Below are 23,600 nucleotides of genomic sequence, written 5' to 3'. Positions count from 1 at the left end.
TTTCGTTCTATGACTTTATGAAAAAAGGAAAGGAAGGAATAGCATGGCAGCTTTCTATCTATGTTTAGTTAAAAGAAATTCTTCAAGGGTGCGAGCGGCAGCTTGTTCATCAACTCCATTTGTCAGCAGTGTTATTTCATCTCCTTTCTTAACAGCCAAAGCCATTACCTTCATGATGCTTTTTCCACTTACACATTTTCCATCTTTCGCAAGAAAAATATCACTTTGAAACGAACACGCTTCGCGTACAAACAAAGCTGTATGTCTAGCTAGAAGTCCACCGGAAAGTTGCACCGTTATTCTTTTAATTAGCATAGTGTTTCCCCTTTTTTGTATTTTAAAAACTATAAAACTAGCTTAAACGTTAAAGTTAACTTTAAGGCAAGGGGGAATTTGGATAAAAGAGTCATTTAAATGACGGTAACTAAAAGTAAATACAGTAGACATGTTCAGAAAGGTTAAATAAGAACTTATTGTTAAAGGAATTTCCACGTTCTAACCAGAAAAACAATATATATCATTTTCTGGAGGAATACGATGAAAGAGCTAAAAAGGTTAGAACCGCTGCAAGCAGCTACACAATTTATTTCTAAGCATTATCCTAATTGTCAAGGCGCATTACTCGCCGGAAGCGTAGTAAGAGGAGAGGCTACACACACGTCTGACCTTGATCTTGTTATTTTTGATGATGATTTTCCTTCTTCTTTTAGAGAGTCACTCATTGAATTTAGATGGGCCATTGAAGTTTTTGCTCATAATTTGACTTCATACCAAGCCTTTTTTAAAAGCGACTGTAAGAGGGCTAGACCTTCACTGCCAAGAATGATTTCCGAGGGAATTATTTTAGTGGATAAAGGAGTAATCCAGTCTATAAAAAAAGAAGCAAAACACTTACTTGAAAAAGGACCGGAAAAATGGTCGGAAGAGACGATTGAACTAAAAAGATATTTTATAAGCGATGCGTTGGATGATTTAATCGGTTCTTCAAATACAGGTGAAGCCCTTTTTATTGCCAACACGCTCGCTTATATAACGCATGAATTTGTGTTAAGAACAAACGGTCATTGGATCGGGGATTCTAAATGGATTGTCCGGTCTTTGAATCACTATAATGAACGCTTTAGTAAAGAGTTTGTGGAGGCATTCGAAATCTTTTATAAAACAGGGAGTAAAGATAAAGTGATTCAACTGGTTGATAAAGTGTTAGAACCATACGGAGGCAGGCTGTTTGAAGGATTTTCACTGGGGAAAGAGAGGTTGAATCAGTAGCCTTGTTAGAACCCCACTATTAGTTTTTGCTAGTAGTGGGGTTTATTTTTAGGGATATTCACGTATGCTTAAAGAGTTTGCCCGTTATCAATCGTAAACACTTGGCCCGTCACGGACTCTTGCTTTAACTGAAAAAGAATAGCATCTGCGATATCTTCAGAAGAAGAAATGCGCTGAAGAGGTAGATTTCCTGCCAGCTGATACATTTTATCTTCGTTGCCAGCCCACCACCTTGTGTCGACTGCACCAGGAGAGATGCAGTTGACTCGAATATGGGGTGCCAGTGCAATCGCTAACGACTTCGTCATCGTATGAATCGCTGCTTTTGTTGCTGCATAGGGAATGGAAGAGCCAATTCCAGTTTTGCCGGCAACACTTCCTACATTAACAATCGCCCCTGACTTTTGCTTTTTCATATGTGGAACGGCTGCTTTTACACAGTGAAACATGCCTTTTACGTTTACATCATATAAAGAGTCCCATACGTCATCCGTTGCAGACTCTAAGTCATGCATCGGGATTTGAGCAGTAATACTAGCGTTATTCACTAATCCATCTAACCGTCCGAATTGTGTAATCGTTTGATGAATCATTTCATTCACTTCATTCTCGTTGGCTACATTCGCTTTAAAAGCAAAAGCCATACTTCCTTTTTCTAAAATTTCTTCCACAGCTTTTTTAGCTTCCTTTTCTGAGTTGCTGTAGTTTATCACAAGTTTTGCGCCTTTATCGGCTAGCTTTAAAGCCGTTGCTTTGCCTACACCAGTGCCTCCGCCTGTGATAATAAATACTTTGTTTTTAAAATCGTTCATTTCTCTTAACCTTCCTTTCTCTCAACATCTTTTATTATATCTTCGATAAAAAAAAGGATATAATAGGTAATACTAAGAGAGGTATCATTTAAAATGATATCAGCGGAGGAATTGAAATTGGAAAGCCAAGACTTACGAATTTTTAAATGTGTGGCAGAAACAAAATCACTATCAAAAGCCGCCGAGGTATTAGGATATGTTCAACCGCATATCAGTCAGCGCATAAAAAAATTAGAGGAAGAGTTAGATACTAAATTACTGACACGCACAAATAGAGGAGTCACGTTAACGGATGAAGGGGAAGCTTTGTTTAATTATGCACAGCGTATTTTACTGTTAATGGAGGAAGCTAAAGCAGAAGTTAATCCGAATAAGTTTAGAACATCTTTAATCATTGGTGCGTCGCAGACGGTTTCTGCTAGTAAAGTTCCAGCTTTATTTTCGTCTTTTTTGAAAGAACATCGGGATATTGAAGTTAAAATCAAAACAGATAGAAAACAAGTCTTGCAAGAAATGCTTTCGTACGGGGAAATTGATGGACTTTTTCTTAGCGGTACCTATAACGGGGCTCAGTTTGAAAGAGTTTATCACTACGCAGAAAAGGTGGTACTCATCTCACCTACGTCTGAAGATATAGAAGAAAAAACCCCACCAATGCTGCTCATCAATAGTGATGTAAACTGCATCTATAGAAACAGACTAGTAGCGTTTTCAAAAGAACATCATACACATAAAGCCAACATGATGGAATTTGATTCATTAGAAGCGATTTTACAAGGTGTCCGCGATGGACTGGGGATGAGTGTAGTCCCGGCTAGCGTAGTAAATTCTCGTGGTGATATGAAAAGAATTGAATACGAAGAGCTTGCAGAAGACGTTCAAATTGATTTTATAGTAAAGAAAGGGAAGCAGCGCTCGCAAAGTCTTAAAAAGTTTATTCGTTTTTTAGAAAGCCTATAGATTCTCTCTTGCCTTATCACTAAAAAGAACCCTTAATGCCTGAAATGCGCTTCAAGGGTTCTAGCTTTCTTATATTCCAAAGATTATGCAGCTAATTTTCTACATTCATCCGCGCATTTCAAGCAAGCCTCTGCACATTTTTGACAGTGGTCATGATCGTGTTTCTTACACTCGTTACCGCATTTTTCGCAAATTTCAGCGCAAACTCCCGCTAGTTCAGCAACGAAAGGCGTTCCTCTTTCTAAAGCTTGTTCCAAATATCCGCACATATCTGCACATTCTCGGTCAAAACGGATACAGTCCACCATCATCCCTACATTTTCTTCCTTTAGACAAGCATCAAAACATTGGTTGCAGGCACTCATACAGTCATGCAGCGTTTGAATAACAGTTTGATAATTTTCGTTAGACATTGTAAAATTCCTCCTTATTTTTCTTCTCTTTATTACATTAGACTATCGTTTAGTTTATTAAACCTAATAAAAGATAACAGCATTGTAAAAGTTATTAAGTAATGAGCAGTTTCTCTTTTTTACGTTTAGATATAGGGGTAGAGGGTATGTGATTGATACATAAATCTTAAAGGAGTGTAGCACATGAGCTGGCTAGAAATACTTTCTTATATAGCTATTACAATCGGAATTATTCAATTTTTAGTTATTACAATCGACGTGATCAGGCATCCGCAGATGATGTTTGTGATGAATATTGTGTGGCCTATTACGGGCCTATATTTTCCTGTGGCCGGGATATGGTTTTACTTTAAATTAGGCCGTAAAGATCGAAAGAAACACGATCACGCTCATGATTCCTCTGAACATATGCATCATAGCCATGAAGATCATCATGAACACCATCATAGTAAGAAGCCTTTTTGGCAAAGTGTTTTTGTATCTACGACCCACTGCAGCAGCGGGTGCTCGGTCGGAGATTTAATTGGCGCACCAATCGTATTTTTAACGGGATGGACGATTGCCGGAAGCGTACTTTTTGCAGATTACGTAGTGGAATTTATTCTTGCTTATATAGCGGGAATTGCTTTTCAATACTATGGTATGAGTATGAAAGATAACGGCTCAAAAGATGAGCTGAAAAATGCAGTAAAAGCAGATACGTGGTCGCTTATTGCGTTTGAAATAGGGATGTTCGGCTGGATGGCTTTATCACATTATGTCTTTTTTGCACAGGCACCCAAACCAGACAGCGTGGTCTTTTGGTTTATGATGCAAATCGCCATGATCATTGGCTTTTGTACAAGCTATCCAGCGAACTGGGTACTTGTTAAAAAAGGGGTAAAGCATGCGATGTAGATTTTATTTGGAGCTGCTGCCGTTGATATTCTATAGATTTAAACTTTAAGGATGGGGCAGAATAACATGAACTTCAAGTTTCGTAGAAGAAAGGAATTCATTCTAACTTAACAGGAGGAGATTGGATGTTTGATTACACGGTAAAAACCTCGAAAAGCCTAGAAGAAGCGATTAGTTCTCTAGAAGAAAACTTAAAAAGCGAAGGGTTCGGTGTTTTGTGGAATTTCGATTTAACTGCAAAGCTACAGGAAAAAGGGCAGGACTTTCATACACCGTTTACAGTATTAGAAGTGTGTAATCCGAAAGAAGCTCAGCGTGTTCTTTCGCAAAATCTTTTAGTAGGATATTTTCTCCCTTGTAAAATGGTTGTATATCAAGATGAAAGTGAAACAAAGATTGGCATGCCTAGGCCTACGGCTATGATTAATATGCTTCATAATGAAGAGCTCCAAACACTAGCAGAAGACATCGAAACAAGATTAATACGCTGCATTGATCAATCTGTATAAGTCCTGTGATTTCGAGAAAGAAAATAACAAAACAAAAAGATACCTTTACGTAAGGTATCTTTTTGTTTTCTAACTTTATTAGGGTATGAGGAGTGGAAACGAAATTTTTGATACATGAATAATTTGCTTTCAGATGCCTAATCTAAAAGCAGACTGTAATAAAAAGGATGATATTATGAATTTTATCTGGCAATCTGTAATCTTGATTTTAACGGGAATCTTATTGTTGAGAATAGCGGGAAGAAAATCGATTGCTCAAATGACGCTCGCTCAAACGGTCGTTATGATTTCCTTAGGTACCATCATTGTACAACCTATTGTTGAGAAAAGTATGCTAAAAGCCATTGGCGGGGCAGCAATTTTTGTTCTTGCTATTTTAGTTTTAGAGTACTTACAATTAAAGTTTAATGGATTTGAAAAATTTCTGACAGGTAAATCTAAAATCGTTATAAATAACGGTCAATTAGATACTAAGCAGCTTAAAAAATTACGTTTAACCGCCGATCAATTAGAAATGAGATTACGAAATGCAGGTATATCAAACATAAAAGATGTTAAAATCGCCACAATCGAACCAAATGGACAGTTAGGATACGAACTTCGAGAAGATGCAAAACCTTTGACTGTAGGGGACTTTAAACAGTTGATGGAATTATATATGTCATCTTTTTCTCAAACCAGCGTGCCTGCGCAAGATTTACATAACAAAGTGTCGTCTAAACCTTCTTCAAATATATTTGAAGAAATTAACCACCATTCTAAACCGAATCCTAAATACCTTCAGTGATATAGTCACTAAAAAAAGACGGCCTTTTTACCGAATAAAAGGACGTCTTTTTTACATGTGCTTTAGTTATCTAAGTAACGGTACAAAGTCGTCTTGCTTATACCTGTAGCTTCTGTAATTTGAGCAATCGTATAGTTTTTACTCCAGTACATGTCAAGTGCTCGGTGGACGTTATAGTCAGGTTTTTTTGGCCGGCCGCCGCTTTTTCCTTTTGATTTTGCTTCTTGAAGACCGGCTTTTGTGCGTTCACTGATCACGTCATGTTGAAATTCACCAATACGTTTAATGGTACTGAAAAAGGTTTTTCCTTGTTCGGTGGATGTATCAACGTCATCCAAAATCGATACAAAGTGAACATGATTATCTGAAAGATATTCAATTAATTCAATAAGGTGCCGAGTAGAGTCTGCAATGCAGTAAAATTTATACACAACGACTGTATCGCCTGGCTGAAATGAAGCTACCATCTCATCGAATTCTACTCTTTTTTTTATGGAATTTGTTTTTTCATGATAAATTTTATCGCAATTAAAAGGCTGCAACGCCTGTAACTGTTTGTCCAAGTTTTCATCTTCGCTATATGGACGGGTATAACCAATAATCACTACACCATCTCCTGCATGGATTGTTTATTTATATTTACCTATTGTACCAAATTCCTTCCGCTCATAACATTTCTTTTCAGTATAGAAAGAAGTATAGTTCCAAAAAAGATCGTTTTTGGAACAAAAAGTGATAGACATTTTGGTTTAGGTCTGCTAGAGTTTTAGTTGTTAACAACGTCTCGGCTTCTATGAGAGTTGGAAGCCACTTATATAAAAAAAGCGAGGTGACAATATGGATAAAGACACCATCAAATTGATTCGGAAAAGCTACAATTTGAATCAGCGGAATTTCGCTGAAAGAGTAAACTGCAGTTTTTCACTCATTGCATTAGTGGAAGTTGGGAAGAGGAGGATTACAGAGGACTTAGAAAATAAAGTGAAAGAAGCGTTTGGATTAAATGAGGAAAAAATAAAGAAGCTGACTTCATCGTTTTAATAAACGTGTTTCATGTACGTAAATATAATACTTGAGGAAGATGGGATATGTTGGGCTGTTTTCACTCATTTTTTTATATATTAAAAGTACCATAAACGTTCCATTTAGGTGCTGTTTATTTTCTATTTTACTACTTTTATTGTCCAAAATCTAGAAAAGCGTACAGTAAACGTTTATGACTATAGAGAGAAAGGTGTTTTTGGTTATCATGTTCAATAAATTAAAAGTGGAGTGGTTTGGCAACGTGAAAGGAGATATTCTTTCAGGTATTGTCGTAGCACTTGCGCTCATCCCTGAAGCTATTGCTTTTTCCATTATTGCCGGAGTAGATCCGATGGTGGGCTTACACGCATCTTTTTGTATCGCCGTTGTGATGGCCTTTGTAGGAGGGCGTCCTGCGATGATTTCTGCAGCTACCGGCGCGATGGCCCTGCTGATGGTGACACTCGTAAAAGAGCATGGAATGGAGTATTTATGGGCAACGACTATTTTAACAGGTGTGATTCAACTTCTGTTTGGCATCTTTAGAATTGCTCGCTTTATGAAATTCATTCCGAGGTCCGTAATGGTAGGATTTGTGAATGCATTAGCGATTTTAATTTTTATGGCACAAGTTCCGCATTTTGTAGGAATCTCAACGATGACGTATGTGTTTGTTGCGTTAACTCTTGTTATTATTTACGTTTTACCGCGCTTTACAAAAGCAGTGCCTTCGCCATTAGTAGCGATTGTCGTCATGACAATTGTAGCTATTTTTGGAGGATTTAATTTGCGTACAGTAGGAGACTTAGGAGAAATTACAAAATCACTGCCGGTGTTTTCTATTCCTAACGTTCCTTGGAATATGGAAACACTGTCTATCATTTTTCCAACAGCGCTAGGATTATCTATTGTCGGATTAACGGAATCGCTGCTGACGGCATCGATTGTGGACGATATGACAGATACGTCTAGTAATAAAAACCAAGAAAGCAGAGGGCAAGGAATTGCGAATATCGTCGTTGGTTTCTTTGGCGGCATGGCCGGCTGTGCGATGATCGGTCAAACCGTTATCAATGTAAAATCAGGCGGACGCGGTCGTTTATCAACGTTTGTAGCGGGGATATTTCTCATGTTTCTCATCTTGGTGCTAGGGGACTGGGTTGTTAAAATCCCAATGGCTGCACTAGCCGGGGTCATGATTATGGTATCCATCGGAACATTCGACTGGTCTTCGCTTCGTACATTAACGAAAGTTCCTTTAACAGATACCGTTGTGATGCTTGTGACGGTGATCACGGTTGTAGCAACACATGATTTATCAAAAGGAGTTATTGCAGGTGTTATTTTAAGTGCAGTTTTCTTTGCGGCTAAAATTTCAAAGCTAGACGTATCAGCAAAGAAATCGGAAAATCGAACAGTTTACGAAGTAAAAGGTCAGCTGTTCTTTGCCTCTGTAGAAGACTTTGTTAACTCGTTTTCGTTTACAGAAAAACAAGATTTAATTTTAATTGATTTTTCAGAAGCGCATATTTGGGATGACTCAGCCGTAGCGGCTATCGATAAAATTGTACTGAAGCTAAAAGAACAAACGTCTGCTGAGGTGAAGCTGACAGGTTTAAATGATGTAAGTGAAGAATTACTTCAAAGATTAGCGACTTACAACAAGCCAAATGCAAGAGCATCAGTTCATTAAGAGAGTGATAATTCCTAGGTTCAAATTCTATAGAATTTGAACCTTTTCTTTTGCGGTTAAATATGTCACCTTGTTTTCTTTACCAGTCTATATAGTTTTGGAAGACTAGAAAACCAAGCAGTATAAAGAAGGCAAAAACAAATAAGGCTTCGGCAGAATGTTGTCGTTCCGCTTTTTTTACGTTTATTTTTTCTCTATATTTCGATTGAATGTTTCTTCTTTTCGAATCCAGTTTCATATATAGACTCCTTAAACGATTTTATATAAATGATTTTACCATATTATTGAATATATGGTTTTTTAATCTGAGAAATCAAGATTATTGGAACAATGAATGAAGTTTGTAATTTGTATATTTCAATTTAGTACTATATGGTATTATTTTTTTTAGTTAGGAGGGTATTTGAAATGAGTGTTTCAAAAGAAAATAAGCCAATTGTATTAACAATTATTTTGCTGGCAGCTGCGTTTGTAGTGTTTTTTGCGAATCGGATATTCCCATCAAATTCAATTTTTCCAAGTAGAAGCGGTGATTTGACTATTCCGCTGTGGCTGTTTTTTGCGATAGATGTTGGCTTTATTGTGGCGTTAGTTTTAGGAGTTCGAACAAAGAAGCCAAGCGTCGTGTGGTTTAGCATTATCACAAACAGCATCTTTTTTGTGTTGCTTTCTGCTTTGATGTTTTTATTAGCGATTGCAAATGGAATTTCTGAGCCGTAAGCTGATTATCTCTATTTTAAGTGAATGAAAAGGATTTAGAGAGGTTGATAGATATGATGATAGGCGGTCCTTTACTGATTGCACTGCTGCCAGGTGTACTTATACTCATGTTAACTTGGCTGTTCAGAAAAATGAAATGGAACAAGGTCATTAGAATGCTTCCTTCAATGCTTACCGTTATGGCTGCCGCTGTGTTTTTTTATATTGGCTATGTAGAAGTAAGAGGGTTTGAAGGCGCTGGCTATTTGTTTTTATGCGTATGTTTACTTGTGTTTGCGACTGTTGCATTTATCATTGCCAAAAAACCTGTAGGATAATTTTTATAAACTTTATAAATTCTTTATAAATCCCTCCTATACTACGTGTAGGGGGGATTTAAGATGAAAAATATTATTTTAGAGGTAAAGAGCGTTTCGAAAAAAGTGAGACGTCGTCACTTAGTAAAAGAAGTATCGTTTCAAATTGGGGAAGGGGAAATATGCGGACTGCTAGGGCCAAACGGAGCTGGTAAAACAACGTTAATTCGTTTATTGACGGGGTTGATTAAACCAACTGGGGGAGAAGTTTTTATTACTAATAAACCTATTGTTTCACAAAGAAAAGAAGCACTGCAAAGCGTTGGTGCGATTGTAGAGTCACCCATCTTTTTTCCTTATATGACGGGAAAAGAAAACCTGGCAAACTTAGCTCGACTGCATCCATTTTCAACAAAGCAAGAAAGGCAGCAAAGAGTAAAAGAAGTGCTTGATATTGTGGGATTAACCGGCAGAGAAAATGATAAAGTTCGAACGTATTCTCTTGGGATGAAGCAAAGACTCGGTATTGCTCAAGCGCTCCTAGGCGACCCGGACTTATTAATACTAGATGAACCAGCCAACGGCTTAGATCCAATGGGCGTACGTGAACTGCGCGAGCTGCTTTTTACCTTAAAACGTGACTATAACAAAACGATTTTAATCTCTAGTCATTTACTGGATGAATTACAGCGAGTATGTGATCAAATTGTGGTGATGAGAGAAGGAGAGCTAATGTGGGACGGCGCTTTAGATCAGTTAGCATCCGGTAAAAATCTTGAAGATGCGTTTGTAGAGCTGGTGTCGCAATGAAGGAGCTGTTAGTAGCGGAGTGGGAAAGACTTTGGAAACGAAAAGTGGCCTGGCTGACCTTTTTGTTAGTGCCGGTGGTGCTGTTAGTTGCTTCTTCTTATCTCCAAAAACAAAATGGAGCACTCACAGTCGATTTACCACAGTATACGTTTGCGGGAAACTTTCCTGTGCTGAGCTTAGCCGAAATGTTATTTACAGTTTTTAATGCCATGTTCTTAGTTTTTATTACGCTCGTGGTTACTGAAGAGTACCGGTCAGGACAGCTGCGAATGGTCATGATGCGATCGTATTCGTTTAAAGAAATCATCCTCGCAAAAGCCATAGCGCTTCTGCTGTTTAATTTACTGTTTTTTATCACGTATTTCTGTGTGAGCTATGCGATAGGCTTTCTAATGTTTGAACACCCGCAAAGCTACTTTGTATTTTATCACAGCCATGTCTTCAACATAAAAGAAGCGCTAGTATATAATCTTGCATTCTATGGATATGCCTATTTAACGACGATTGCAATATGCTGTGTGCTGTTTTTTATCTCTGTTATCAGCAAAACGACTACTACGGCTGTTGGAATTGGGGTTGCTTTTATACTAATATCATTTTCGTATCCTACTTTATTAAGAGGGTTTAGGCAGTGGATGAGTGAAGAGCTCTTTGGACAGCTTTTCTTTACTTCCGTACCGATGATTCAATGGCAGGGCATTACAGTCATGATGGCAGAAAACCCGCAGTTTGTAGGGTGGAATGTCGGCGTTTTAGGTTTTTATATTTTATTTTTTGGCGGTTTAACGTATGTAGCTATTCGAAAAAAAGAATCGTTTCTATAAAAGGAGAGAAGACATGATGACAGGACTTTTTGTCAGTGAATTAGAGCGAACGTTTAAACGGAAAAAGACAGCAGTGGTACTAGGTGTGTACATAGGATTACTTGCTTTTAGTTGGTTCTTTTTCTTTCAAAGGGGAGGCATTTCATTTTTTGATGCGGCTCATGACGTAAAAATTGATTCTTTAAATTCAGCACCACTGCTTCTTCGAGACCTATCGTTTGTGATTACGTTTATTGTTATTCCTATGTTTGTGGCAGATAGTTTTAACGGCGAGTATACGTCGGGAGCGCTGCGCATGGTACTAATTCGACCGCACCATCGCGTGAAGCTGTTTTTTGTAAAGTGGGCAGTTCAATGTTTACTAGTTTTTATTATTCTTTGTATTACGTGGGTAGTGGGGACATGTCTTGGAAGAATGGTTATGCCTCATGTAAATGAAACCACATTTTTAGGCGGACATACGCTAGGGACTTTAGGGGCGTTACTATATTCGTTGAAATTTTATGGCATTTGTTTTTGCATCTTTATAGCGGTTATTAGTATCGGGAGTATCCTGAGTGTTCTTATGCCTAATTCCATTTTATCTTACGTCGCAACCATTGGTGCTTTAATTGGAAGTGTGTATGTGTCAGATAAACTAAGCTTCTTTTTCTCCGTAACTGATTCTGTTTTTCATGAATTAAGCAGGCCAAACTCTGAATTTTTAGTGAACCTATTATTTCCAATTTTGCTTATTAGCCTTATAATAAACCTATTCGTATGGAAAAAGAAGGAATGGGTAGGGTGAGATGGAGATGAAGCAAACAATTTTACTAGTGGACGACGAAAAAGACATTATTTCCTTTATGAAAGATGCGCTAAGTGATGAAGGATATGAGGTGGTGTTTGCTTACGAAGGGCAAGAAGCGTTAACAAAGTTAAAAATAAATCCAGACTTAATTGTGCTGGATGTGATGATGCCAGGCATGGACGGCTTTGCACTTTGTGAAATGATCCGAAAAAGCATATCATGCCCCATTATCTTTCTAAGCGCTAAACAAACGGAGCAGGACCGAGTAAAAGGACTATTAGTGGGTGGAGATGATTACTTAGTTAAGCCTTTTAGCATGAAAGAACTAAAAGCCCGCATTTACGCCCATCTGCGCCGAGAGCAGAGAATTAACAGTAACTCCTATAACAGGCTTCACTTTGGAGAGTTAACCATTGATTTAAATGGCTATCAAATTTTACATAGCAATGAAGTAATTCCGTTTACTTCAAGAGAATTTGAGATTATTCATTTTTTAGCTCTTCATCCAGGTCAGGTTTTTACACGCGAGCAGCTGTATGAAAAAGTGTGGGGCTACGACGCGGAAGGAGATTCGTCTACGATTACGGAACACGTAAAGAAAATTAGAGCAAAACTATTAAAATATGACGAAACACCTTATATCTCGACCGTTTGGGGAATTGGTTACAAATGGATAAAATAAAAAAATGGATGAACCGGGCGACGTTAAAAGCGCAGTTTGTGTTATCCTTTCATTTGATCTTGGTGTACAGCCTGCTTGCGACGCTTTTAACGTGGGGCATTGTGATTGCAGTAAACTGGTTTCTTATGCCCGGAGCACTGAATCCCGCAAATTATTATGAAAAACAAATTCCTGATATTCTTCAGTTCGTAAAAGAAAAAGAAGATGCGCTCCTTTCAAGAGATGCTAAAAACCAAGTAGAAGCGGTGATTCCGCTAGAAGGAATGGATTATCAAATTATAAATAAAAAAGGGCAAATTGTGTATGGGTCCATGTCCACTTCATACATAAAAAATAAACGGGATTTTTACTCTCAGGTCAATACCAATATCCGCTCAGGTAAATATATTATAAAAGTTTATCCGCTTTTTAATTCAAAAGACGAAGTAAACGGGGCGATTGCGCTAAGATATCAATTAAATATGGCTTCTGCTAATCCGAATATTAAATGGATCGTTGCGCTTGTCACATTTGTATCGCTAGCCAGCCCGTTTCTTTACTTTTATTTGTTTGCTTATTTGTTTGGAAGACGATTTAGCAAAAAAATTGAACGGCCTTTTAATGAGCTGATGACCGCAGCTAAAAATATTCAGCATAATAATTTAGATTTTTCGCTGTCGGTCACTCAAGACGCCAAAGAATTAAGTCAGCTGCTTCACGCCTTTGAAGAAATGCGAAAAGAATTAAAGCAATCGTTAGCTAAACAGTGGCAGCTAGAAGAAGACCGCAAAGATATGACGGCTGCGATTGCGCATGATTTACGAACGCCTCTTACGATTATTCATGGACATACGGAAATTTTAGTAGAAGGAAGCAAAAGAGACCCGGAGAGGCTTAATCGATATTTACATACGATTTACACAAATACACAGCGTTCGATTCAGCTATTAAATCAGCTGCAAGAAGTATCTGTGATCGAAAATCCGGGCTTTACCGTAAAGAGAGAGCCAATCGATATAATCTCATTTGTTCATGAGAAAGCAGACGAGTTTCAGCTTTTATGTCAAAAAAAAGAGATTGCTTTTTTACCTTCGGTTAGTGAAGCAGAAGCATCAAGTCAATTTTACGGAGATCCTCAGCGCATTTCTCAAGTATTAGATAATATTATTACAAACTGTATTCGCTACACGCCTGAACGAGGGGAAATAGGGTGGAATACCGTCATTCATCACGGCGAAGTGATTTTTGAAATACATGATACGGGTCCCGGCTTTGCGTTATCGAACAAAGAGCAGGTGTTTAAAAAGTTTTACAGAGAAGATGCGTCAAGAACAAGCGGCCACGGAAACTTAGGGTTAGGTCTTTATATTGCTCATTCCATTGTGAAAAACCACGGAGGAAGCATCACGGTCGATAATAAAGAGACGGGAGGGGCATTATTTAAGATTGTTCTTCCGATAAGGAAAGAGTAAATGCGTAAAAAAAGAACCCTCAAAAAAGAGAGTTCCAAAAAGGGTAAGTAAGAAAGAAATGTACATGTTCCTTTGGGGGGACTGCATCTGTACAGTAAAATTTATACCCGGTATGCACTTGTTAAAACGTTGAAAAATAAACCAATCATGTAAAAAATAGATGAAATTAGCTTTTAGCATTTAAAAAAAGACTGCAAAACGGCGGTATACCGTATTCTGCAGTCTTTCTCTCGTTTATTTGCTTAAAAACTCTCTCATAAATTCATTCACCTTTTCTGGCTGCTCATGTTGAGGAGCATGTCCTACACCATCTAAGCGGTGAATCGTTACGTTTGGAACGTACTCTTCAATTCCATCTAAATTACTATTTTCAAACGCTTCGTCCGCATTTCCCCATACAATTAAAGTTGGAGATTCGAATACTTTATGCGGCAGTGCTACAGGTTTATGAACGCGCTCTTCAAACGGATAAAGGGAAGACGCACGGTAGTAGTTAAGCATGGATTTCATTGCATTCGGCTGGTTCCACGCCTCTACGTATTTAGCTTCTTCTTCTTTTGTTAAATAGCCTTTTTTGATGCCAGGCTCCGTCAGCATGTTTCTTAATTTTTCACTATGATTCGCGAGTAGCTCATCCTGAGAGTTTGGCTTTTGGAAAAAGCTCATATAGCTGCTTGCTTCTCGTTGAGCAGGATTTTCAGCAAGCTCTCTTATAAATGTGTAAGGGTGCGGTGCATCAAACATCACTAACTTTTTGACATACTGCGGATATGTATAAGCAAATGCCCATGCTACAGCGCCGCCCCAATCATGCGCCACTAGCACGCACTCTTTTTCACCAAATGCTTCAATTAGTTGCTTTACATCTTCCATTAGAATGGGCATGCTGTAAGAAGAAATTTCTTCTGGCTTATCTGATAAGTTATAGCCTCGCATATCTACAGCTACCACGCGATAATCTTTCGAAAACTCTTCTAACTGATGGTGCCATGTATACCAAAAGTAAGGGAATCCGTGTAGAAACAGCATAAGCTCGCCTTCACCTTTTGTTACATAATGAAGATTTACATCATTTACTTTTACATAACCGTCTTTAAACATCTTACTCATCCTTTCGCTTTTAACCTTTATTATAGAAAAACTTTACTCTTTATTAGTTGATGTATCAAACAATAAGGTTTCCTGACGCGGTAAATGAGCTATAAAGCTCTCTTAAAACCCTTATTTTGGTTATTATTTGTGAAATATAACCTTGATATAACTAGGATGTACGCGATGCTTTATCTGGCTCATGAGAAGAAAATATTTATAGAACGCTAGAAATAAAGAAATCGCGTTTGTAATGAATACAGCAAAAAGGCTCTCTAAAAGTACTTTATAGAGAGCCTTTTTTTAAAAATCACCGGCCTTGGCAATTCCTAAATTAGATTCAAAGTCAGTAATGTATACACAGGCATTTGTATATTTATCATAGGAATTATAGCGAAAGTTTCTGCTTATATTATAATCTCCACTTATAGGTTTATAGGATTGAATCGATTTAATTTGATCGTTAAGAGACAAATCAAAATTATGAGTGGCTTTTTTTAATTGTTCGAGCTGGAGCTTTGTATAACTGTCGCGATGCTTTTGGATTTCGTCTTGCATGAGCTCTATTTTATATTTAGATGCGGTGTTGATATGACTAATCGCAGGCCCCATATCTTTTTTTATTTGTGCTTCGGAAGAATGAAAGTGTTTATCATCAAATGAGTCTAACACGTTAATGCTTTCTTCCGAAGTTTTTGTTGCATCTATAACGTCATGCATATTGTTCATGAGCGTAACTTCATAGATCGTCTTGCTTGAATTGAATTTTTTATAGGATGTTACATACTCTTTTTCTGTTAAAGTATCTACGTCTTTTGCTAAGTGGGCTATGCTTTTTTTTAGCTCGCTATCACTTTGTGTTTCTACTTTTGACGTACTATTAATAGACGCAGACAGCAGGTTAAAATCATTTTTGTAGCTTTGAAACGTTTTATCTTCTATCTTTCCGTCATTATTAATTAAGCGTTCGGACTCGTTTTGCAGAAATTTCAGCTCTATGGCCAGCTCTTTTTTTGCCTCGCTTCCATCTATGCTCTCATTGTTTGAAGTTGTGTGACTGCACTCCATTAATCCAAGCGCCAAAGCGATTGTAATGGTACCTGTTGTTATCTTGCTTATGTTCCTCATGTTGAAACTCCATTTCTATTTGTTTATTACTTACTTATAAAGACTATATCATATAAATGGAATATTTATCTTTATATACTATTAAATGTTACATTTTGTATAGGTAAACTTAAAAAGGTATTATAATGGAATTTATAAAAATAGTGCTAAAAGAAGATAAAGGTAATAAAAAAACTAATTATGTACTTATACTTTTTTACTATTAATATGATGTCTAAAGGAGGAAATCAATATGAGTGGAATTGCTAAAACCCCCGAACCGCCTTATTATGCCGTTATTTTTGCTTCTGAAAGAACGGAAGGTGAGAAGGGTTATGGACTAATGGCAGATAAAATGGTGGAGCTTGCATCTAAACAAAAAGGCTTTTTAGGAATAGAAAGTGCCAGAGATCAAGATTTAGGCATTACCGTTTCATACTGGGATTCCTTAGAATCAATCAAAATGTGGAAAGAACATTCAGCTCACCGCGTAGCCCAGCACAAAGGAAAAACAGAATGGTATCAAACGTTTTCGCTTAGAGTGTGTAAAGTGGAAAGACATAGCTTTTTTGAGATGTAGGACGTATATGGCTGATTATTTTGCAACAAGGGAGAAGCCGTTATGTTTTATGGCGTTATAGGATTTATAGCCGTTTTTATCACTTTGTGTTCGATAGAAGCAAAGCTAAGAACGATTGTTAAACAAAATGATCGAGTGATTGAATTACTTGAGAAACAGAATAGAGAGTAAGAAAACGCTAATGAACTCACCGTTTATAATATCATCTCCTGAGTTTAGTTAAGGGAGATGTTTTATTTTAAGAGTGCATAAAAAAAACCTCAGTAGGAGGTCTAGTTATTACTTTTAAAAGCACTTATAACAAGCTCATTTACTGTCGGATGTCATCTAGAGGCTAATTATAAAGTGAGGTTATATTTATCGTTTCACCAGAAAATATGAGCTCAATTTCTTTATTTCTTACTTGTGAGCTTTCATTTAATCACCGTATTTTTTTCTGTAGGTAAGAAACGTTATCAAATATATAACTGAAATCATCGTTAGAAATATTAGCGGCGAAATGCCAATGCCATCATAAGAACTTTTCCCTTGAAAAGTCCGGTAAATGGACTCTATAACTTCTAAAATCAGCATACCTATAACTACCACAAATGCGTATGATTGAGCCTTCGTACTGATAAACTTCTTTCTTTCATCACCTTTTCGAGAAGATGATGAAACAAAAATCAAAATTCCGCAAACTAACAGGATGAATGAATACACAATTTTAACCCAATCCATTCTTACTCCTCCTTACAATAAATGTAAAACTCTTTTTACATTGTAAATTATTTGTATAGAAGAATTGGTAAATAAAAAATGATTTTATAACACAATGTCACGCTACAAAGTGACTTAAATCAACTCCATTGGTAAAATGGAAGTAACAGGAATTTTTGTGTTTCACCAACTAAAAGTGAGGTGGGTTATTTGGTTCTTCATAAAAAAACGGTGTCTCTGGTCGCTCTTTTTTTACTGCTGTTAGTAATAAGTTCAAATTACGTGTTATATCATTCTTCTTTTGGACTTCAGTCGTTGCCTGGTAATTTCAACGGAGTAGTAGTAGGTTCTATTTTAGACTTAAGCCTTGTGGCTCCGCTCTTATTTCTAGCTTGGCAGCGTAAGTTCAGTCTCAAATACTTTATTGTATTAATGGCTACAGGCCTTATTGCTGCGCGTTTTATCATTCCGAGTGAATACTTGGCTTCTTTTCAGTCGGTTATGTGGCTAGGAGTTGGCATAGAAGGACTACTTATTTTGTTTGAACTTTCACTGCTATTTATGCTAGTCAAAAACGTACCGCCTATTTTAAGAAGGATCAAATCAAGCTCTTTACCGCTTTTATTTTCCTTTTCGCGGGCTGTAAACGAAAAGTTCTCCAAACAACCGTTTATACACGTACTGTGTTCAGAAATGCTGATGTTTTACTATGCGTTTGGAACGTGGAAGAAGCAGCCGAGTACTGAAGAGAATACGTTTACTCTGTATAAACGCTCAAGTTTTGTCACGTTTCAAATTATGATTATTCACGCGATTGTTATTGAAACATTAGGACTTCACTGGCTGCTGCACAACACGTCTATAATTCTTTCAATCGTTTTACTGATCCTTAATATTTATAGCATTATTTTCTTTATAGGAGATATTCAAGCATTAAGGCTTAACCCTTTACGAGTGGAAGAGGATCGCATATACATTTCGTTTGGTTTAGCTAAGCGTATGGAAATCTCTTTTAAAGATATTGAAGAAATAATAGAAGACACTCACATCCTGAAACGAAAAATACCCAGCACCACGATTGAATTTATCGCACGCGATTTTGAAACCGTTCATCCTGATCTTTTACTAACACTAAAGTCTCCAGTAGAGGCGACGCTTTTTATGGGAATTAAAAAGAAGTATCAGCAGGTCGCCATTCGTGTAGATGATCCACATGCGTTTAAGAAAATAGTCAAAGAACGTTTGGAGAAAGCTAAGCGGGATGAGCTGATCTAGAATTCTAGAAAGATAAGGCTTTATAGAGATATCTATAAGGTCTTTTTGCTGCTGATCAGCTATTGGACATAAATAGTGAAGTGTTAGCTGTATTTTAGTAAAATGGAAGTAATAGGTAAAGAGATGAAAGGGGATAGAATATGGGGATTTTTTCAAAAGGAAAAGAGAAGTATTTAAACTCTATAGAATGGCTATCTGAAAACTCAATCCATTTAAGCAAACCAGTTGAATGTACGCTGCAAGAGTTTGAATTTCTCCGTCATATCGTAAAAGATAAGAGAATTGTGTGGTTAGGGGAAAACGGTCATAACATAAGAGAACATAATATGATGAAGTCAAAAATAATAGAATTTCTACATAAAGAAATGAATTTTACCGTACTGGCATTTGAAAGCGGCTTGGCGGAATGCCATAGTGCTAATGAGTTAAAGGAAGAGTTTACAGATGAAGACTTTTTAAAAAACGCGATTTATTCTTTATGGGCAACAAAAGAAAATCTGTCTTTGTTTCAGCTGATGAAAAAATCAGATTTAAGTTTAATAGGAATCGATATTAATCCTTCTTCTAATCCTGATCTTTTCGTAAAATTTGTTCAGCAGCTGAGTCCCGTAGTGTCTAAAGACGTGATAGAAAAGATCGAATACATTGAGGCAGGCGTATATAAATGGTACTACCAGCTAGGGCAATATAAAGCGAGAAGAAAAAAAGTCCCAGCAGAAATGCTACATGAGTTTGAAGAGTTTAAAGAAAAAGCAAGCGCAGTGATAGGAGATTTAGAAGCTTATCTACATGAAGAATACGTTTTGCATCTTAAAAATCAAGAGCTTGTATGTAAGTTTAAAATGATTATTCGATGTCTGCAAAATCGCTTATATTTTATTAACCATATTCACCATAACCACCGAACCTATAAAAAAGTAAGAGAAAAAAGAATGAAAGAAAATCTAGAATGGATTTGCCAGGAGCTGTACCCTGACGAGAAAATTATTATTTGGGCCCATAACCTTCATATCTTTAAGCAATACAAAACGTTTACGGGATTTGAACCTCTAGGAGCAATTGTCTCTAGTAAAATAAAGGAACAGTCTTATTACTTAGGCTTATTTATGTATGAAGGTGAAATACATACGGATACAGGGCAGCCATATAAAATAGAGAAGCCGCCTAAAAAAAGTCTAGAAGATTACATGCATCAAGTGCGGTCACCGGCGTTATTTACGGATTTCTCACAGCTTGAAAAAAACTCAGACAACAAATGGATATTCACTAAAACGATCTTTTTAGAAAGCGGTACTATGCCGACTTTATTTGTACCGCGTGATCAGCTAGACGGTGCTTTATTTGTTGAATCTGTTTCTCCGCCCGAGTATCTTAAACGGAGTAAAAATAAATAAAAAATCGTAATGAACAAAGAAGAGGTGCACATTAAAAATCTATACATGCAGTAAAGAACAGGGCAAAAAAGTAGATATCTATGAATTAGGGGAAATGTTCAAATTTGAAGACAAACAATTTGTAGTGGTGGTGAAATGAGTGGGTTAGCCTGTAACCTTTAGATAAGAGTTATAGGCTAACCAGTTTAGGCAGACTAATATTTATAAAAAAGGCTTAATATACGGAAGACTCAAACCAAAATAAATAACAAACGACATAAGCAAGTAACAGCCAATAACACTTCTTCTAAAGGGTGTAGAAGCTTTCTTCAACCAGCCCCAGTGCTTATCTTCATAGTCAAAAATAAAGTAATCTAAAATGATGGATAGCGTGATAATAACCGCAATTAGTAACAGGCCCATATGTATCCTCGCTTTCGGTTTATGAAATTATTACCATTTATAACAATATACCTTATTATTCCATTCATTACAAAGTAATTTTCTATAAACGGTTTATTGACACTACTAGATTATGGTAAAATTCACAGAGTATAGTAGGATCATTTTTAAAAGAAAGATGGGAAGAAGTTGGATGTCGTAAAAGAAGTGAAGCTATTAAAATATCAAATGAGTCTCATGAAGCACATGATTAACGCAGAGGAACATCTTTTTTTATGTTTGTGATTGATCATGAATTTGAAGAAAACCAAGTAAAGGCATTTTTAAACATGCTAGGTGTGTTTAGCTGTCGAATCAAAGGTGAAGACATTTCTACCTTTTATCAAAATGATCAGCTGTTCTCTCAATTTAATCTTCCGTTGGATAAATTATATGCGTCAGAACAACCAACTTTAGAGGAATTAAAATCGGTTGTTGCTAAAATCTTTTATCAGGAATTTGAACTAGAATATTTATTGTGCAGTTTAAAGAAGCAGTGTATTCAAATGGAAGTGTGTGACTTTTTATTGCAGCGTTTAAAAATAGATTTGAAATAAATAATCTAAGAGTGTGTTTAAACGTGGAAATTTTAAAAGTAGAGGAGGATAGGTGAGATGGCGCGAATTATTAATTTCTGGTCATTTATCTTTACGCTACTGTGCGTTGGTTTCTTTTTCATCGCTTTTTATTATCCAGCGTTATTGAATATCAATCTTTGTTTAGCAATTATTCTATTTTGTATTGGTATCGCAGGGTTCTTTGGAATAATCAATTGGGTATCGGCTCTGAGAAGTATTTTGACAGTAATAATTAGCGGTGGATTAATCCTAGTAACAGGGTTTATTATCTTTACCGGCTATCTTTTTTCATAGCTCGTACATAAGAAGTACAACGATGAAATTATGAATCGTTGTGGATAAGAACTTTTGTGGTGTTTACTTTGTCATTGACTTCATACAGCTTTTTAACGTATAAAAGAGGGCTACATCGTTATCCCTCTTTTAAGTAAGCTTGTTAAGTGACCAGTTGTTTTTTTAAACCTATTTATTTACATTCAAAAGAATAATCATTGGTAATTGAATTATGTATTTCTACTATGGCTTCTCCGCCGTTATCATAACATTTTGAGGTCAAAGTTTTTATTTCTGTACTATTAAAATAGCTAGAACAGTTAATCAACACAGAGATGACTACCAGTAAAGTAAGTAGAACAATTATGATTTCTTTTATTCTGGATTCAACGATAGATTTAATTTTTCATTCTCCTTTGCAATTTATATTAAGAGCTATAGGCGTAGTAACAATGAGTCAAAAGTGGACGTTTAAATTTCAAGAGCTTGATTTTCGGATAGTCGAAAATCAAGCTTTTATTCTTTCATATAGAAAATTCAATGATCCTATCTAAATCTCGATTTTCTTACATTTTTAATTGACCTGTTTTATTCATAGTCAACCGTTGTTCCTCCAAACATAAACGTAATAATCCCTAATACAAAGAACAGCTGAGAAATCACGCCCACTATACTGCAAATCAGACCGGCAATCGCGAGTCCTTTACCGCTTTGATTCGTAGCAGCTATTTGATTAGATGCTTTTTTGTAGAAGATAATTCCAATAATCCCTGTAATAAACCCAATGATTGGAATGAAAATAGATACGATACCTAGAGTTAGAGAAACAATAGAGTTGGTGTTTACTTGAGGTTTTGTATTAGTTTCCAATGAATTCACTCCCTATGAATTATATTTTTTGATTATACCATAAAAAGGAATAATATCCTTTTTACTAATAAAAGTAGAAATTTTTAGAATTATATGTGTCTCTGTATATTTTCTATGCGTCGTTTTATTAAAGGTAAGATGATATGTACAAAAAGAAACTTATTCTTTGACGTTCCTATAAGGAAATCGACTCTGTAGAGTATATTTACTGAGATAGCAGATTCTGCGTTATAAAACATTTAACCCAAATTAAGGAAAATATGATACAATAATCCATAAGGGTGTGAATAAATGGAATTGTTTATACCGGATGCTTTTCTGTATGTGTCATTTGCGATTATGACGGCCTTTTTTGTACATGCGGCTATTAAACTAGCTACCTTTCAAACGCTACATAAGCATGTTTGCCTGCAGCAAAAAGACATGTATCTCATACAAAACGTAAATCTGTTACGCGCTCAGAATCTCATATACTGTGTGTATCATAAATTTAAATTTATACATTCTGTTCACAGACAAGAAGCAATAGGTGAACAAGATGATGAAGGTCCACATTCGCCAGTATTTTTTTCGTTTAACGAAAAAAATACTGGAGGAATATAAATGTTAAAACATAAAAAGAAGCTTTTCTTTATCTTTGTTTCCATTTTTCTACTTGCCGGATGTGATTCAGCAAACGTGATTCAAAGTTCGCACACTCACTTTTTTGATCACTATTTTATTTATCCTTTTTCACTGCTCATTTTGTTTGTAGGAAATACGTGGCTTCATCAAAGCGTTGGCTTTTCAATTATGCTTGTGACGGTGGGCGTACGTATGCTGCTGGCTCCTTTAAACATTCTTCAATATAAAAATCAGCTGAGCAATAAACGTATACAGCCTCAGCTTCAACAGCTAAAAGAGAAGTACAAAAATAAAGATCCTGAGAGTCAGCAGCAATATCAGCGTGAAATGATGGAACTGCTTAAAGAAAATGGAGCCAATCCTCTTATGGGCTGCCTTCCTTTACTTGTCCAGCTTCCCGTCTTTTCAATTGTGTACTACGCGATTAGACGAATAGATGAGATTAGCGCATCATCTTTTTTGTGGCTTGACTTAGGACATGCAGATCCGTACTTTATTCTTCCAATAGTGGCGGCAGTGGCTACGTATTTGCAGACAAGAGTCATGCAAACAGGGGCAGAAGGAATGAATTCATCCCACGCACTGCTAGCCCAAATTCTTTCGCCTGTCATGGTCCTTTCTTTTGGGATATTTTCACCGTCAGGTCTCGTCTTGTATTGGATGACGGGCAGTTTGTTTATGATCTTTCAATCTCTTGTATTAAAGAAGATTTTTCGAGAGAAGGCAGTGCTTGAAGCAAAATAAAGAAATTAAAA

At 36.6% G+C, this 23,600-nt stretch carries 30 protein-coding genes; 21 read left to right on the top strand and 9 right to left on the bottom strand.

Annotation, left to right across the window (positions count from 1 at the left end; genetic code table 11):
* Positions 1-54: 54 nt before the first annotated feature.
* Positions 55-315, bottom strand: coding sequence for an HPr family phosphocarrier protein (locus tag LJY09_RS17380; RefSeq protein WP_028414677.1), 261 nt, complete (start codon positions 313-315; stop codon positions 55-57).
* A 222-nt stretch (positions 316-537) separates the two neighbouring features.
* On the opposite strand from LJY09_RS17380, the gene LJY09_RS17375 reads away from it, so the two are divergent.
* The gene (locus tag LJY09_RS17375) at positions 538-1,269 is read left to right on the top strand and encodes a nucleotidyltransferase domain-containing protein (RefSeq protein ID WP_154973900.1); all 732 of its coding nucleotides are present in this window, start codon (positions 538-540) and stop codon (positions 1,267-1,269) included.
* 68 nt (positions 1,270-1,337) lie between these two features.
* On the opposite strand, the gene LJY09_RS17370 is transcribed toward LJY09_RS17375, so the two are convergent.
* A complete protein-coding gene (locus tag LJY09_RS17370; RefSeq protein WP_154973898.1) occupies positions 1,338-2,081 on the bottom strand; it encodes an SDR family NAD(P)-dependent oxidoreductase in 744 nt (247 codons plus the stop codon).
* A gap of 117 nt (positions 2,082-2,198) precedes the next feature.
* On the opposite strand from LJY09_RS17370, the gene LJY09_RS17365 reads away from it, so the two are divergent.
* Entirely contained in the window at positions 2,199-3,041 is an 843-nt protein-coding gene (locus tag LJY09_RS17365; protein WP_098113659.1) for a LysR family transcriptional regulator, read from the top strand.
* A gap of 83 nt (positions 3,042-3,124) precedes the next feature.
* On the opposite strand, the gene LJY09_RS17360 is transcribed toward LJY09_RS17365, so the two are convergent.
* Positions 3,125-3,454, bottom strand: coding sequence for a four-helix bundle copper-binding protein (locus LJY09_RS17360; RefSeq protein WP_098113660.1), 330 nt, complete (start codon positions 3,452-3,454; stop codon positions 3,125-3,127).
* A gap of 183 nt (positions 3,455-3,637) precedes the next feature.
* On the opposite strand from LJY09_RS17360, the gene LJY09_RS17355 reads away from it, so the two are divergent.
* From LJY09_RS17355 to LJY09_RS17345, 3 genes are all read left to right on the top strand, one after another.
* Entirely contained in the window at positions 3,638-4,351 is a 714-nt protein-coding gene (locus LJY09_RS17355) for a DUF4396 domain-containing protein (RefSeq protein WP_098113661.1), read from the top strand.
* Positions 4,352-4,476: 125 nt separating this feature from the next.
* Positions 4,477-4,860, top strand: a complete 384-nt coding sequence (locus LJY09_RS17350; RefSeq protein ID WP_028414671.1) for a DUF302 domain-containing protein — start codon at positions 4,477-4,479, stop codon at positions 4,858-4,860.
* Positions 4,861-5,035: 175 nt separating this feature from the next.
* Positions 5,036-5,647, top strand: a complete 612-nt coding sequence (locus LJY09_RS17345; protein WP_028414670.1) for a DUF421 domain-containing protein — start codon at positions 5,036-5,038, stop codon at positions 5,645-5,647.
* Positions 5,648-5,709: 62 nt separating this feature from the next.
* Here the strand turns inward: LJY09_RS17345 and LJY09_RS17340 are convergent, their stop codons facing one another.
* The gene (locus LJY09_RS17340) at positions 5,710-6,252 is read right to left on the bottom strand and encodes a recombinase family protein (protein WP_028414669.1); all 543 of its coding nucleotides are present in this window, start codon (positions 6,250-6,252) and stop codon (positions 5,710-5,712) included.
* Between the two features lie 232 nt (positions 6,253-6,484).
* Here LJY09_RS17340 and LJY09_RS17335 point away from each other — a divergent pair, with 232 nt between their 5' ends.
* The 9 genes from LJY09_RS17335 to LJY09_RS17295 all read left to right on the top strand — a co-directional run bounded on the left by LJY09_RS17335 (position 6,485) and on the right by LJY09_RS17295 (position 13,936).
* Complete coding sequence (locus LJY09_RS17335; protein ID WP_028414668.1) at positions 6,485-6,688, top strand: helix-turn-helix domain-containing protein; 204 nt, start codon at positions 6,485-6,487, stop codon at positions 6,686-6,688.
* Positions 6,689-6,896: 208 nt separating this feature from the next.
* The gene (locus tag LJY09_RS17330; RefSeq protein WP_028414667.1) at positions 6,897-8,363 is read left to right on the top strand and encodes a SulP family inorganic anion transporter; all 1,467 of its coding nucleotides are present in this window, start codon (positions 6,897-6,899) and stop codon (positions 8,361-8,363) included.
* Positions 8,364-8,771: 408 nt separating this feature from the next.
* Complete coding sequence (locus LJY09_RS17325; RefSeq protein ID WP_098113664.1) at positions 8,772-9,083, top strand: hypothetical protein; 312 nt, start codon at positions 8,772-8,774, stop codon at positions 9,081-9,083.
* A gap of 53 nt (positions 9,084-9,136) precedes the next feature.
* The gene (locus LJY09_RS17320) at positions 9,137-9,400 is read left to right on the top strand and encodes a YesK family protein (protein ID WP_098113665.1); all 264 of its coding nucleotides are present in this window, start codon (positions 9,137-9,139) and stop codon (positions 9,398-9,400) included.
* 63 nt (positions 9,401-9,463) lie between these two features.
* Positions 9,464-10,189, top strand: coding sequence for an ABC transporter ATP-binding protein (locus LJY09_RS17315; RefSeq protein WP_028414664.1), 726 nt, complete (start codon positions 9,464-9,466; stop codon positions 10,187-10,189).
* Positions 10,186-11,013, top strand: coding sequence for an ABC transporter permease (locus tag LJY09_RS17310; protein ID WP_028414663.1), 828 nt, complete (start codon positions 10,186-10,188; stop codon positions 11,011-11,013). Before LJY09_RS17315 ends, LJY09_RS17310 begins: the two co-directional genes overlap by 4 nt.
* Before the next feature lie 13 nt (positions 11,014-11,026).
* Positions 11,027-11,800, top strand: a complete 774-nt coding sequence (locus LJY09_RS17305; protein ID WP_155009945.1) for an ABC transporter permease — start codon at positions 11,027-11,029, stop codon at positions 11,798-11,800.
* A gap of 7 nt (positions 11,801-11,807) precedes the next feature.
* The gene (locus LJY09_RS17300) at positions 11,808-12,485 is read left to right on the top strand and encodes a response regulator transcription factor (RefSeq protein WP_154973894.1); all 678 of its coding nucleotides are present in this window, start codon (positions 11,808-11,810) and stop codon (positions 12,483-12,485) included.
* A complete protein-coding gene (locus LJY09_RS17295) occupies positions 12,473-13,936 on the top strand; it encodes a sensor histidine kinase (RefSeq protein ID WP_154973892.1) in 1,464 nt (487 codons plus the stop codon). Before LJY09_RS17300 ends, LJY09_RS17295 begins: the two co-directional genes overlap by 13 nt.
* A gap of 234 nt (positions 13,937-14,170) precedes the next feature.
* On the opposite strand, the gene LJY09_RS17290 is transcribed toward LJY09_RS17295, so the two are convergent.
* A complete protein-coding gene (locus tag LJY09_RS17290) occupies positions 14,171-15,037 on the bottom strand; it encodes an alpha/beta fold hydrolase (RefSeq protein WP_223546198.1) in 867 nt (288 codons plus the stop codon).
* Positions 15,038-15,328: 291 nt separating this feature from the next.
* Positions 15,329-16,153: a hypothetical protein gene (locus tag LJY09_RS17285; RefSeq protein ID WP_154973890.1), complete on the bottom strand. Its 825-nt coding sequence runs from the start codon at positions 16,151-16,153 to the stop codon at positions 15,329-15,331.
* Positions 16,154-16,385: 232 nt separating this feature from the next.
* Between LJY09_RS17285 and LJY09_RS17280 the strand changes: the two genes are divergently transcribed.
* Complete coding sequence (locus tag LJY09_RS17280) at positions 16,386-16,712, top strand: antibiotic biosynthesis monooxygenase family protein (protein ID WP_028414657.1); 327 nt, start codon at positions 16,386-16,388, stop codon at positions 16,710-16,712.
* Positions 16,713-17,129: 417 nt separating this feature from the next.
* On the opposite strand, the gene LJY09_RS17275 is transcribed toward LJY09_RS17280, so the two are convergent.
* Positions 17,130-17,432, bottom strand: coding sequence for a hypothetical protein (locus LJY09_RS17275; RefSeq protein ID WP_028414656.1), 303 nt, complete (start codon positions 17,430-17,432; stop codon positions 17,130-17,132).
* 189 nt (positions 17,433-17,621) lie between these two features.
* Here LJY09_RS17275 and LJY09_RS17270 point away from each other — a divergent pair, with 189 nt between their 5' ends.
* Together LJY09_RS17270 and LJY09_RS17265 are read left to right on the top strand one after the other, a co-directional pair.
* On the top strand, positions 17,622-18,686 hold the full coding sequence (locus tag LJY09_RS17270; RefSeq protein WP_154973888.1) for a beta-carotene 15,15'-monooxygenase: 1,065 nt from the start codon (positions 17,622-17,624) through the stop codon (positions 18,684-18,686).
* Positions 18,687-18,826: 140 nt separating this feature from the next.
* Positions 18,827-20,080, top strand: coding sequence for an erythromycin esterase family protein (locus tag LJY09_RS17265; protein ID WP_154973887.1), 1,254 nt, complete (start codon positions 18,827-18,829; stop codon positions 20,078-20,080).
* A 201-nt stretch (positions 20,081-20,281) separates the two neighbouring features.
* Here LJY09_RS17265 and LJY09_RS17260 read toward each other — a convergent pair whose 3' ends face one another.
* A complete protein-coding gene (locus tag LJY09_RS17260) occupies positions 20,282-20,482 on the bottom strand; it encodes a hypothetical protein (RefSeq protein WP_099331191.1) in 201 nt (66 codons plus the stop codon).
* Positions 20,483-20,736: 254 nt separating this feature from the next.
* Here LJY09_RS17260 and LJY09_RS17255 point away from each other — a divergent pair, with 254 nt between their 5' ends.
* A complete protein-coding gene (locus LJY09_RS17255) occupies positions 20,737-21,057 on the top strand; it encodes a DUF1878 domain-containing protein (protein ID WP_391540480.1) in 321 nt (106 codons plus the stop codon).
* A gap of 57 nt (positions 21,058-21,114) precedes the next feature.
* Positions 21,115-21,372 carry a hypothetical protein gene (locus LJY09_RS17250; protein ID WP_033580206.1) on the top strand — a complete coding sequence of 86 codons (258 nt, stop codon included), beginning with the start codon at positions 21,115-21,117 and terminating at the stop codon, positions 21,370-21,372.
* A 567-nt stretch (positions 21,373-21,939) separates the two neighbouring features.
* Here LJY09_RS17250 and LJY09_RS17245 read toward each other — a convergent pair.
* Positions 21,940-22,221 carry a DUF4190 domain-containing protein gene (locus LJY09_RS17245; RefSeq protein WP_144644335.1) on the bottom strand — a complete coding sequence of 94 codons (282 nt, stop codon included), beginning with the start codon at positions 22,219-22,221 and terminating at the stop codon, positions 21,940-21,942.
* A 291-nt stretch (positions 22,222-22,512) separates the two neighbouring features.
* Between LJY09_RS17245 and LJY09_RS17240 the strand changes: the two genes are divergently transcribed.
* Positions 22,513-22,824 (top strand): hypothetical protein, encoded by a 312-nt coding sequence (locus LJY09_RS17240; RefSeq protein ID WP_228307351.1) that lies wholly within the window; start codon positions 22,513-22,515, stop codon positions 22,822-22,824.
* Positions 22,825-23,589: a membrane protein insertase YidC gene (gene yidC, locus LJY09_RS17235; protein WP_228307350.1), complete on the top strand. Its 765-nt coding sequence runs from the start codon at positions 22,825-22,827 to the stop codon at positions 23,587-23,589.
* The last annotated feature ends 11 nt before the right edge of the window (positions 23,590-23,600 follow it).

This window comes from Priestia sp. J2, from assembly GCF_020790095.1.
GTDB classification, from domain to species: domain Bacteria; phylum Bacillota; class Bacilli; order Bacillales; family Bacillaceae_H; genus Priestia; species Priestia zanthoxyli.
This window is presented reverse-complemented; position numbering and strand designations above follow the sequence as displayed.

Coding starts and splice junctions, on each gene's coding strand:
- LJY09_RS17320 (WP_098113665.1), top strand. CDS start 9,137: ATGATGATAGGCGGTCCTTTACTGATTGCACTGCTGCCAGGTGTACTT.
- LJY09_RS17330 (WP_028414667.1), top strand. CDS start 6,897: ATGTTCAATAAATTAAAAGTGGAGTGGTTTGGCAACGTGAAAGGAGAT.
- LJY09_RS17295 (WP_154973892.1), top strand. CDS start 12,473: ATGGATAAAATAAAAAAATGGATGAACCGGGCGACGTTAAAAGCGCAG.
- yidC (WP_228307350.1), top strand. CDS start 22,825: ATGTTAAAACATAAAAAGAAGCTTTTCTTTATCTTTGTTTCCATTTTT.
- LJY09_RS17370 (WP_154973898.1), bottom strand. CDS start 2,081: ATGAACGATTTTAAAAACAAAGTATTTATTATCACAGGCGGAGGCACT.
- LJY09_RS17345 (WP_028414670.1), top strand. CDS start 5,036: ATGAATTTTATCTGGCAATCTGTAATCTTGATTTTAACGGGAATCTTA.
- LJY09_RS17380 (WP_028414677.1), bottom strand. CDS start 315: ATGCTAATTAAAAGAATAACGGTGCAACTTTCCGGTGGACTTCTAGCT.
- LJY09_RS17275 (WP_028414656.1), bottom strand. CDS start 17,432: ATGGATTGGGTTAAAATTGTGTATTCATTCATCCTGTTAGTTTGCGGA.
- LJY09_RS17265 (WP_154973887.1), top strand. CDS start 18,827: ATGGGGATTTTTTCAAAAGGAAAAGAGAAGTATTTAAACTCTATAGAA.
- LJY09_RS17360 (WP_098113660.1), bottom strand. CDS start 3,454: ATGTCTAACGAAAATTATCAAACTGTTATTCAAACGCTGCATGACTGT.
- LJY09_RS17290 (WP_223546198.1), bottom strand. CDS start 15,037: ATGTTTAAAGACGGTTATGTAAAAGTAAATGATGTAAATCTTCATTAT.
- LJY09_RS17285 (WP_154973890.1), bottom strand. CDS start 16,153: ATGAGGAACATAAGCAAGATAACAACAGGTACCATTACAATCGCTTTG.
- LJY09_RS17260 (WP_099331191.1), bottom strand. CDS start 20,482: ATGGGCCTGTTACTAATTGCGGTTATTATCACGCTATCCATCATTTTA.
- LJY09_RS17335 (WP_028414668.1), top strand. CDS start 6,485: ATGGATAAAGACACCATCAAATTGATTCGGAAAAGCTACAATTTGAAT.
- LJY09_RS17310 (WP_028414663.1), top strand. CDS start 10,186: ATGAAGGAGCTGTTAGTAGCGGAGTGGGAAAGACTTTGGAAACGAAAA.
- LJY09_RS17350 (WP_028414671.1), top strand. CDS start 4,477: ATGTTTGATTACACGGTAAAAACCTCGAAAAGCCTAGAAGAAGCGATT.
- LJY09_RS17255 (WP_391540480.1), top strand. CDS start 20,737: ATGTTTGTGATTGATCATGAATTTGAAGAAAACCAAGTAAAGGCATTT.
- LJY09_RS17375 (WP_154973900.1), top strand. CDS start 538: ATGAAAGAGCTAAAAAGGTTAGAACCGCTGCAAGCAGCTACACAATTT.
- LJY09_RS17300 (WP_154973894.1), top strand. CDS start 11,808: ATGAAGCAAACAATTTTACTAGTGGACGACGAAAAAGACATTATTTCC.
- LJY09_RS17325 (WP_098113664.1), top strand. CDS start 8,772: ATGAGTGTTTCAAAAGAAAATAAGCCAATTGTATTAACAATTATTTTG.
- LJY09_RS17315 (WP_028414664.1), top strand. CDS start 9,464: ATGAAAAATATTATTTTAGAGGTAAAGAGCGTTTCGAAAAAAGTGAGA.
- LJY09_RS17280 (WP_028414657.1), top strand. CDS start 16,386: ATGAGTGGAATTGCTAAAACCCCCGAACCGCCTTATTATGCCGTTATT.
- LJY09_RS17240 (WP_228307351.1), top strand. CDS start 22,513: ATGGAATTGTTTATACCGGATGCTTTTCTGTATGTGTCATTTGCGATT.
- LJY09_RS17305 (WP_155009945.1), top strand. CDS start 11,027: ATGATGACAGGACTTTTTGTCAGTGAATTAGAGCGAACGTTTAAACGG.
- LJY09_RS17250 (WP_033580206.1), top strand. CDS start 21,115: ATGGCGCGAATTATTAATTTCTGGTCATTTATCTTTACGCTACTGTGC.
- LJY09_RS17355 (WP_098113661.1), top strand. CDS start 3,638: ATGAGCTGGCTAGAAATACTTTCTTATATAGCTATTACAATCGGAATT.